The sequence below is a fragment of the Deltaproteobacteria bacterium genome (assembly GCA_005879535.1).
In the GTDB taxonomy this organism is placed as follows: Bacteria; Myxococcota; Myxococcia; order Myxococcales; family 40CM-4-68-19; genus 40CM-4-68-19.
In genome coordinates this window covers 1-9,841 of record VBKI01000092.1, presented here as the reverse complement: position 1 = coordinate 9,841, position 9,841 = coordinate 1, and the positions used below count along the sequence as shown (strand labels likewise).

The following is a 9,841-nucleotide window of genomic DNA, read 5'->3' as shown; positions in this document are numbered from 1 at the left end:
TCGTGTTCGGCGGGGACACGCTCTACTTCTACGCAGGTGGCGTGAGCCTGATGAGCTTCTTCCGATTCCGAGAGTCCGACGCAGCGCCGGTCCTGCTCTCCCAAGCACCCAGCCCCGGCTGGACACGCCAGTCGCAGAGCTTCCCGGGGTACTCCATGGCCCCAAGTCCTGGCGGCGACGCGGTCGCCTACTGCGAGCCCGCCGCTGACTATGTCCAACCGCGCTGCTTTCTCCTCCCGGCGGGTGCCGACGCAGCGGCTGCGATTCCGATCGAGGGAGCTGCGCAACTGGCCTGGACCCCTGACGGCGAATGGCTCCTCGCGGGCAGGATCGCGCTCTCGCGAGACGGCAAACTGAGGAGGGACTTCGGCGAAACGTGCGCGATGCCTTCTCCATCCCCGGACGGAAATGCCGTCATGTTCGGTACGGGAAAGCAATACGCCTGTGACGGACCCGTGGTCGTCTACCCTCTCGACGGCTCGCCCGTGACGCGGCTCGGACCGCTGCCGCCGGGCGGCTACGACTGGTCGCTTCGATTTATCGCAGGTGGAACTCAGGTCCTCGCCGTCGAGACCACCACCACCGGCGAGGCGCTCTTCAGCGCGCCCACGTCTGGCGGCGCGTTCGCCGAGCTCCGCGGACGGGCAGATACTCCCGGGCTCGCCGGGTACGAAGCGCAGGCCGACGGGTCCGTTCTGCGATTCGATCTGTCGGCGGCGCAGGTGCCTGAGAACGCGCAGGGGTCCTGGCCTCTCCTCCGGCTTCGCCCGGGCCAGCCGGCCGAGATGCTCTTTCCCTCCGCGACAAGCCTGCCGGCGCACGAAGGCGAAGGCGCGCACGCGATGCTCGTTCAAGAGGGATGGCTGCCGCCCTACAACGGTGCGCTCCATCTCGTCGTGCCGGGAGCTCCATGGCCAGGAGCCATCCTGCCGGGTTTCGTCGGCATCGGTGCACCGTCGCCGTATCGGGAAGCGCAGTTCAACTTCGGCTTTGTCGGGCGGGCCGCCGTTTACGTGACGAAGCTGACGTACCTGGTACCGGACGGCGTCTGGGACCTCGCGGTCTCCACCGAGGATGGATCCCTGATTGCTCCGCTGGCCAGTGGCTTGGCGAAATTCCGCGCCATCGATCACTCGCTCTATTTCGTCAAAGCAGAGGACCGGAGCCTCTGGCGCCTCGACGTGCCGCAACCCTGAAGCGCAACAGCGGGCTGTGGCCGCCTCGTCCGACGAGCCGGCCGCTACCTGACCGTCGAGAGTTCGACAGAAAAGCGGCGGGCGAGTCCGCTGCCGGACAGAAAAAATGGTGATTTCACTCGCGGTACGTGGTGCCGATGCTACTCGGCACGCACGCTTGGAATTGGTGGCAGACGTGTATCTCACGGTCGACGCGGACATGGAGCTGCGGCGCGCGGTTGGCCTCCGCACGCGGGTCAAGAGCGCCGTCTTGAGCGTCCTGGAAGCGGCGCTGGAGGTCAGCAAGCTCGGCACTCGCACCGTGCACAAGGATGCGCCCTTGATCCTCAACGTGGGCGGCTGCGAAATCCGGTACTCGCTCGATCTGGACGGCGAGTGCGCCACCGTGTGGTCCGCAGAGCCGGCGCGCGAGGACCCGGTGGTCAAGACCGGCTAGGCTCGCGCCGCGGCCGCGCGTGACCCTGCATAGGCTCAGTCCGGTGGCAGCTTCATCTTCCGCAGGAATTCTGCGTAGCGAGGGTCGTCGCGAACGCTGCGATCGCTCGCGCCAACGATGTCGCTGTCACACGGCGCGATTATCAGATCGCGTCGGCCGACCCCGGCATCCAGCTCTCTGTCCGCCAAGTGATCGCTGCAGGGATTTCCCGCCTTGCGGAGGACCGGATCGTCGTCTTTGCGCATGGCCACGGAATCTCCGCCCGGCCTTCATTCGACATCCCGGACCGAAATGCCTCGTGGGCGGAGTGGATGGCGCGGCGGGGGTATGCGGTCTATCTTTTCGATTTCCGCAACTGCGACTGGTCCACACGCGAGCGCGTCATGGCGGAGCCGCCTGAGCGCAATGCTGCGCCGAGCCGATCGTATCTGGCGCTGCGCGACCTAGGCGCCGTCGTCGACCACGTCCGCGGCCGACACCGCGTGAAACGGGTGAACCTCGTGGGGTGGTCATGGGGTGGAACGCTGGCAGGCTGGTATGCCTCGGTCCAGCCGGAAAAGGTCCGCCGGCTCGCGCTCTACGCACCGCTCTACTCGGGGCGGGAGGAGCCCAAGGCATTCGAACCCAAGGGCGCCTACTTCCTGTTGTCGGCGACCGCGGCTGCAATCAAGGAGCGCTTCGCGAAGAGCCAGCCGCTCCCCGCCGGGGAACCTCCCCGGGACGATTCCGTCGTCGAGGCGCTGGCGGTGGAGGAGCGCGCCAGCGACCCGACGAGTGATAGTCGCGACCCTCCCAGTTTCCGGGTGCCGGCAGGCGCGGTGGAGGATCTCTTCTACACCCGCATCGGCCGTCCTCTCTTCAATGCGTCCTCGATCTACTCGCCAACTCTCGTAGTCGCCGGCGCGGCGGACTCCGTGGTGCCACCCGAGCACCGTGAGGCGCTGATGCGCGACCTGGTCCATGCAGCGGTGAAGAGAGAAGTGATCGTCCCGGGCGCCACGCACGTCGCACAGTTCGACCCGCGACGCGAAGAACTCTTCCGAGCGGTGGAGGCGTTCCTCAGTGAGCGGATGCAGGCGCAACCCGAGCGTTGAGGATGTTCCATAGTAAATTGGATGGCAGCTCTCAGCGGGCGTCCTCGTCCCTGGGGGTGTCGCTCGGCCATCGGCGGCGACGCGTTTCACGAGAACGGGAGCACGTTCCTGTCGCCGATTCGTCACCGCCGGCCTGGCAGGACATCTATGACGATCCGCCCGTACGCCTTGCTCGTCGTCTCCATGTCCGCCGCGCTCGTCGGGTGCGCAGGCAATGTCGCTGACGGCGCTTCCTTCCCGCCCGTTCACCCCCGGCTCATGGGCAAGTACAGTATGTCGGCGTCGGGAAGGGGAAGTGCGACCCGAGGCGCCGAGCATCGGCGTTGAGGCAGCCACCCGCGCGCGTGCTTTCCGTACAGCATAGCCCTGACGGCAGCGGATCGACCGACCCGGGGCCCCGGGGTGGTGGCCGAAACCACCGCAGGAATGCTCGAAGCCGCATCCCGATTCCAACGCCCCTCGGGGCGGGGGCTGCGCGGACAGACAACGAAAGGACCGGCGCGACCAGCGGCTTCGCCGTGTGGATTGAACAACGGCCGAGGACGAGGAGGCCCGATTCTGGAATGTTCTGCTTTTCCCACAACGAGCCCGCGAATGCGTAAGGACGTGGCGCCAGCTGGCAGGTCAGCAAAAGGCGCCGTGGGGTGGTTCCTGTCGGGGCCGCATCACTCCGGTGCTGCCTGATTCAATTGCGAACCGGCGGCTGTTGTCTGGAATCCGCTCGCGCTGAGGTTCTCTATAAGGACTGTGTCACGCGCGAAATACTCGATTGGCAAAATTGTAAAGCGGCTCTCCCATGTGGATCTGCGCAATTCACGAAAAGACCGCCGTGACTTGAATCATTGGCAGAGCCAACCGAATGCCTGCAAGCAAAGTTTGATCGGCGGTGCTGTACACGAATTGCCGTATCGACAAGGTCATTTGCGACCCGTCTGCGCGCCCATTTTATCGCCCCTTGAATCGTCTGCGGAGCGTGCGCAGTAGCTCTCGACGTGGGAGCACCTCGATAAGGAATCGGTAACTGCTGCAAAATTCGATAGACCAAAAGGTGTATCATGCGCCGGAAGAAGGACATGGAGCGTGTCATTGGCGGCAGCAATTCTTCCAACCGTTTCCTACGCGACCGGTTTCGGGGATCCGCTGCCGGGGCTGACGGCTGAGCAGCAGGCCGCCTTCCAGAGCGGCAAGACGGCCTTCGTCACGGTGGAGGCCGCGGGCGAAGGCTTGGGACCGATCTTCAACGAGAACTCGTGCGCAGCTTGCCACGTCGGTCCCGCGGGAACCGCGGCGACGGGGGCCATCGGCGGGACGACGGAGCGCCTCGAGACGCGGTTCGGCAAGTCGGTGTACGGCGCCTTCGACCCGCTTGCGAACAAAGGCGGCTCACTGCTGCAGGACCACGCCATCGGCGCGGCGGCGCAATATCTCGTGAACCCGACGCCGTTCTGCCTGACCTTCGTGTTCACTCCCGAGCAGGTTCCGGCCGACGCCAATGTCGTGGCTCGCCGTCGCACCACCCCGCTGTTCGGGCTGGGGCTGGTCGACGCGGTCCCCGACGATGCGCTGGTCGCGCTGGCGGCCTTCGAGGGCATCTTCTATCCCCTGACGGCAGGCCGGCCGAGCCACCTCGTCAACGCGGACAGCGGCGAGCCAGCGATCGGCCGGTTCGGCTGGAAGGCACAGGTGCCCACGCTGCATGTGTTCAGCGGCGACGCCTATCTCAACGAGATGGGCGTGACCAATCCGTCGTTCATGGCCGAGAGCTGTCCCCAGGGGGACTGCTCCACCGCGGATGGTCACCCGCTCTCTTGCAATCCTGCTCCCGGGCTCAACGACGACGGCGACGATGTGGATCACTTCACCGACTTCATGCAGCTCCTTGCGCCGCCTCCCCGCGGGGCCGTGGGGCCCCAGCAGATCGCCGGCGAGACCATCTTCGATGCGATCGGATGCGCCCAATGCCACACCAAGACCATGACCACCGGCCCGAACCAGATCGCGGCGCTGGACCACGTCGACTTCCACCCCTTTTCGGACTTCCTGCTGCACGACATGGGCAGCCTGGGCGACGGCATCGCGCAGAACGAGGCGACGGGGCGAATGATGCGCACGCAGCCCGCCGTGGGGGCTGCGCGCGCAGACGCGCTTTCTTCACGACGGGCGTGCCTTGACACTCAGCGATGCGATCCAGGGGCATGCGGGCGAAGGCGCGACGGCCGAGGCGGCGTTCGAAGCGCTCGACCCGATATCGCGCGCTATGTTGCTCGAATTCCTCAACTCGCTTTGAACCTTCGCTCGGCATTTGACTCGACAGACTGGGCGGGCGTGGGAGCAGCTCCTTTTCCGAGCTTTTGGGACGCCGATCGAGATGACCGTGTAGCAGGATTTCCTTCACAGACGTTCGGCCACGGGCCAAGCGCCGCCGCCCGTTCGAGCGAGCTCAATACTTGCCAGACCCCGCGGTCGCGCAACAATCGCAAGCAAGCACATCCACCCAAGGAGGAGGTTGAATGAAGTTCGCCCTGATCGCCGCGTTCGCCCTCGCAGCCTCGCCCGCAGCATTCGCAAAGTCCAAGCGCCACTGCGTCAGCACCTACGGATCGGAGATCTCCGACGCCGGCACGAAGAAGCAGTGCAAGAAGGCCGGCGGCAAGTGGAAGAAGATGAAGGCCTCAGCAATGGCCAAATAGCCGTGGAGCCGGTGCCGCCACCGGCGCGGGCAGCTCGTCCACGATGGCGTGCTCCGTCCAGCGTAGTGCCGCGCTCCTATGGCGCTGCGCCGGTGACCATCTCCTGCAGCACCGCTCCGAAGGCGAAGACACCCGAGCGCGCATCGGCCGTCCTGCCGCGCTCCTGCTCGCGCGACATGTACGAGACCATCGTCGGTCAGTTCGGAAAGCGAATTGGAGGCGGCGGGAATCGACTCCTGGAGCGCTTGATCTGACGAGGCTGAAGGCTACCCAAGCGCCGCGTCCCCGAGCTGCGCCGCGCGAGCGTCCCCGTCTACCGTTCAGCACCCGGTATCCACGCCTGCTCCTCTGAGAAGTAATCGCCGTCCATCGCTGCTCGGCCTTAGCGGGCAGTGGGGGCGCTGGCCATTTTCGTCCGCGCGTGCTGGAATCCGCCCCGGTCGCGGTGATCTGCCACGCGGCCAGGGGAGAAAGCCATGAAGACGATCTGCAGAACGGCGCTGGCGGCGCTCGCCGCATTTGCGCTCGCTGCGTTCGTGGCGCGCGCGGGCGACAACCAGAAGACCACCTCGCTTGATAAGCAGCTCGTAGGCGCGTGGACGCTCGCGGGCAACGTCCTCGACCAGGGCGGCACCAAATCGGAGCCGTTCGGCTCCGGTGCGAAGGGCACCGCGATGTTCACGAGCAACAGGCGCGTGGCCGTCATCATCACGCGAGTCGACATGCCAAAGTTCGCCTCCAGCAACCGCACGACAGGAACTCCGGAGGAGAACAAGGCCGCCGTGCAGGGCAGCATCGCGTACTTCGGCACGTACGATGTGAACGGCGCGGACAAGACGCTCACCATGCACGTTGAGGGCAGCACGTTCCCGAACTGGACCGGAACCGATCAAACGCGGACCATCGAGCTGTCCGGAGACGAGCTCAAATTCACCAACAAGAATCCATCGATGGGCCAGGGCGTTGTGACGGTGACCTGGAAGCGCGTCAAGGACGCGCGCACGACTGCAAAACGCTAGTGCGCGCTGCCGTCGGCTCCGCGTAGCCGCTCGAGATTTACGTCGTGTGTCCAAGCAACATCGTAGAGAACACCGCTACCGCCAACGGTAGTAATTTGCAATTAGAGGGGACCGGCTGTAGCAGCACGAACAATCTCGCGCCCTGACGGTCTGCCGGAGCCCGGTCGTACGCGCCGGCCGTGCGGGCGGGAGGCTCGACCCGCAGGTCGCGCTTCGGTTCGGCCTCGTTCTCGCGGCAATCTCGGTGCCGCTGCTCACGTTTGCGGTCGGGCCGCTTCCCGCGCTGCTCGCTTCGATCGCGCTCGCGGTGCCGGGTTTACGACGTCGCGACGAGGCCCCGGGCCTCACCGAGCTTCGTGATGGCCTGCTGAATCAGCGATCGACGCAGCCCTGCATCCCCGCTCTGTTGCGCCTGCGAGATCAGGTCGCGCGCTTCGGTGAGCGTCGTCACCGCGTCCGAGTAGATGCCGCCCTCGGTGAGCACGCGGATGCCGTTCTGTGTGTCTCCCATCGCGGTCTGCAAGCGCGTGTTCTGCTCCCGTTGCGGGTCACGCCGGTTCGCGAGGATCTCGCGGAGCTCGCGCGTCGCCACGTCGACGTTCTGGAGCGTGTTGATCGCGCGCATGAAGTTGGCGATCTCGTTCCGCTGCGTCTCGTTGAAGTTGAAGCGCAACGGGCCCGGCCGCGGGTTGTTGAACTCGGGCCCGGAGTAGAAGGCGACGACGCCTTCAAGCGTGCTCACTACGTTGTTGTGGAAGAATGGCGCGGATTGCGCCGCTTCCACCACCGAGGCCGTATTGAAGGTGCGGTTCCCGAACGTGCCGTCGCCATTGTCGGTTCGCCCGAAGCCGCCGTCCTTCGGAAAGGGCTGGATGCTGCGGGCGGGATGTTCTACGTCTTCGACGTTCGTGTTGACGTTGCCGTTCCGACCGAGCGCGTTCAGGGCGCCCGCATTGCCATGGCAGCCCGCGCACGTGCCACCGGCGTTGATTGGGTCACCGCCGCCGTTGACGAAGAGCGATTTGCCGGTTTCGACGTTCGAGTCCCGGAATGAGATCTTGGACAGGTCGAAGTCGCGGTCCCGCCCGAGCGACAGCTGGAACGCTTCCATCGCGTCGAGCTCCCGCGGCCTCGGCAGCCTGAAATCGGTGCCTTCGACGCGGTCCAGACGCTTGGTGAAATGCTGGGTCACGGCGCCGATCGCGAACTCACGCAGCGAGCCTGTCCCCGGCGCGCCGTCACCCGACCAGCCGGTCATCTCCGCCGGCGGCATGGGTTGCTGGGTCGGGTCCTGCGCAAGCGAGACCTGCAGGCCGAGGGTGTGCGGCACCCCGCGCATCACGAACTTGTTCGTCGGATCGTCGAAGCCGTCGAGGTTCTCCAGGATCAGGCCGAACCTCCGCATCAGTTCCGGACGCTCGAGCTGCGCCAGCGCCGGGTTGAACTCCGCCACGAACAATGGATCGGTCGCAGGCAGGGTCTCGATGAACTTGGGGTCGATGGTGAGGTTATTGCCCGCGGGGTGACAGGTGCCGCATGTACGTCCATTGCCGTTGAACGTCTCCTCGAAAAAGAGGTGGGCGCCTCTCGAGATGACCTTGTCCATGTCCACGCCCCGTCCGGATGATCCGCCCTGGGCTTCGAAGTCGAGGGGCGGCACAAGGCCGAAGAGCGCGGGCGGCTTCGTCGTCTCGTCGAACATCACCTCGCCAGTGCTCTCGTTGAGCAGCGACAGCCGTCTGAAGAAGATCTTCTGGGAGACGTTGACCAGGCCCGCCACGAGCGGCTCCACGCCCCAGATGCTGCCCGTGGTGACGACGACGCGGTCGATGGTGAAGCCAACCGGCAAGTTTACCGGGAGGGTGCCGTTCAACAGGGACGTGGCCTCTGTCGCCACAAAGGTCACGAGGCCTATCACCGTATCCAGCGGCGGGTCGCCGTCCGTGTGGTTCACGACCCACACGGTGTAGGTCTGAAGCGGCGTCAGTCCGGCCAGGTTAACGGTAAAGGCGCCGGACCCGAGATCGATGGCTGCTTCGCCCGCCATGAAGATGAAGGAACGCGACAATCCCTTGACGTACCCGAGCTTGATCCGCATGACGTCGGGGCTGTCGCTCGCCACCTGTCTCGTTCGAAAGGCCAGATATTTGGGCAGGAACACGTCCGGAATCCCGATGCCGTAGTTTCCGTCAACTTCTTGCGCTCGCGTGCCGGGCGCGAGGATGAGCGCGCCCAGCAGGAGCGCGACTGCTCCAGCGGCGTACATGAACCGGCGGGAAGTCATGATTCATCTCCAGGTTCTTCACCTTCACGAACGTTCATGGGACAGACCAACCGGCCGTCGTGTCGCCCGACGTCGTTGGCGCTTCGCAGTGGACGAGCAAACGCGGTGCCGCCGAGTTCCTCTGTCGTCACCAGTCGTAAATTGACCCCCCGAGCGCTCGCAGGGACGACCGTAAAGAGACTCGTGAAGCTGTCGGGGCAGCACCTGCCGATTCGGACCATCACTCGGAGGTTGGACATCTCGCGCAACACCGCCCGAAAGTGCTGCCCTGCGCGGCGGAGGGTAGTCCGCGATATAGACGAACTCGGTGGCCACCCAGGGTTTCGTCGGTCCGACGATTACGGCCGCCGCGCTGAACGCGCCCAGCAGGTAGTCGCGGTCGTTCAGCATCACCCTGGGCGCGTTGATCGCCGCCGATAGAGAGAGATCCCGCAATGAGAAGAGCGGGCACCCGCCTCGATCTATGGCTATGGCGCCAACACCATGGCGCGGCGGCCATGACGATGCACGTTCCCAATTGGCCAGATGAATCCCACCTCGCGAAGGACCATCCCAGCGAGCGGCCCGGATGCGATCGATCACGTCGGTGGCACACCGATCGAAGACGTCGAGTACGACTTCGTAGCGATCGCAGTGCACCCAGAGCGAGCCACGACAGATTCGACGTTCACATGGTCAGCGAGTTTTGGAATGACGAACCTGATATGCACTGCCTCCACCGAGGTGCCGGGCGGGTGTCGCTTCCGGGGACGAGCTGATGACCGATAACTCTGGGTGAACACCCCTGGTTACCGACGCGCGCGCCGACGCCCGCCCGGCGGCATGACAACCGTCGCGACGTTCGCGCAGGGTGTCGCGCGCGCCGAGGCCACTCGGTCCGTCGTAGCCGGTTCCGTGGTTGCACAGGTACGTGCCGCCGGTGCGGGGAACTGAAGTAATGGGTGGAAGGATACCTGCCGTCGCCGCGAACGAGAGAGCGACGGCAGCCAGGACCCTCCGCATGCGCCCGACCGTATCACCAGCCAGGAAAGACAATCGCCTCGGACATTGCGCGGACGCTCAGCAGTCCTTCAATTTGCGCGCCGGTTGACCGCGGCGGGCCCGGCGGCGGCCGTTCGCACT

Annotated in this window: 7 protein-coding genes; 6 read left to right on the top strand and 1 reads right to left on the bottom strand. The window is 65.4% G+C overall.

All coding sequences use genetic code 11. The features are described from left to right. The first annotated feature begins 416 nt into the window (after positions 1 to 416). The 6 genes from E6J58_22080 (at position 417) to E6J58_22055 (ending at position 6,435) form a co-directional block, all read left to right on the top strand. Positions 417 to 1,196 (top strand): hypothetical protein, encoded by a 780-nt coding sequence (locus E6J58_22080; protein ID TMB32825.1) that lies wholly within the window; start codon positions 417 to 419, stop codon positions 1,194 to 1,196. Between the two features lie 166 nt (positions 1,197 to 1,362). Further along, entirely contained in the window at positions 1,363 to 1,632 is a 270-nt protein-coding gene (locus E6J58_22075) for a hypothetical protein (protein ID TMB32824.1), read from the top strand. Between the two features lie 29 nt (positions 1,633 to 1,661). Beyond that, positions 1,662 to 2,726: an alpha/beta hydrolase gene (locus tag E6J58_22070; protein TMB32823.1), complete on the top strand. Its 1,065-nt coding sequence runs from the start codon at positions 1,662 to 1,664 to the stop codon at positions 2,724 to 2,726. Positions 2,727 to 3,806: 1,080 nt separating this feature from the next. Continuing rightward, on the top strand, positions 3,807 to 5,240 hold the full coding sequence (locus E6J58_22065; GenBank protein TMB32822.1) for a hypothetical protein: 1,434 nt from the start codon (positions 3,807 to 3,809) through the stop codon (positions 5,238 to 5,240). Continuing rightward, positions 5,237 to 5,416, top strand: coding sequence for a hypothetical protein (locus E6J58_22060; protein TMB32821.1), 180 nt, complete (start codon positions 5,237 to 5,239; stop codon positions 5,414 to 5,416). The genes E6J58_22065 and E6J58_22060 overlap by 4 nt, the downstream gene beginning before the upstream one ends. Positions 5,417 to 5,892: 476 nt before the next feature. Beyond that, entirely contained in the window at positions 5,893 to 6,435 is a 543-nt protein-coding gene (locus E6J58_22055) for a lipocalin-like domain-containing protein (protein TMB32820.1), read from the top strand. Between the two features lie 316 nt (positions 6,436 to 6,751). Here the strand turns inward: E6J58_22055 and E6J58_22050 are convergent, their stop codons facing one another. After that, positions 6,752 to 8,719, bottom strand: coding sequence for a hypothetical protein (locus E6J58_22050; protein ID TMB32819.1), 1,968 nt, complete (start codon positions 8,717 to 8,719; stop codon positions 6,752 to 6,754). Between the last annotated feature and the right edge of the window lie 1,122 nt (positions 8,720 to 9,841).

Excerpts from the sequence above, each read along its gene's own strand:
- E6J58_22080 (TMB32825.1), top strand. The coding sequence starts at position 417 with ATGTTCGGTACGGGAAAGCAATACGCCTGTGACGGACCCGTGGTCGTC.
- E6J58_22060 (TMB32821.1), top strand. The coding sequence starts at position 5,237 with ATGAAGTTCGCCCTGATCGCCGCGTTCGCCCTCGCAGCCTCGCCCGCA.
- E6J58_22055 (TMB32820.1), top strand. The coding sequence starts at position 5,893 with ATGAAGACGATCTGCAGAACGGCGCTGGCGGCGCTCGCCGCATTTGCG.
- E6J58_22050 (TMB32819.1), bottom strand. The coding sequence starts at position 8,719 with ATGACTTCCCGCCGGTTCATGTACGCCGCTGGAGCAGTCGCGCTCCTG.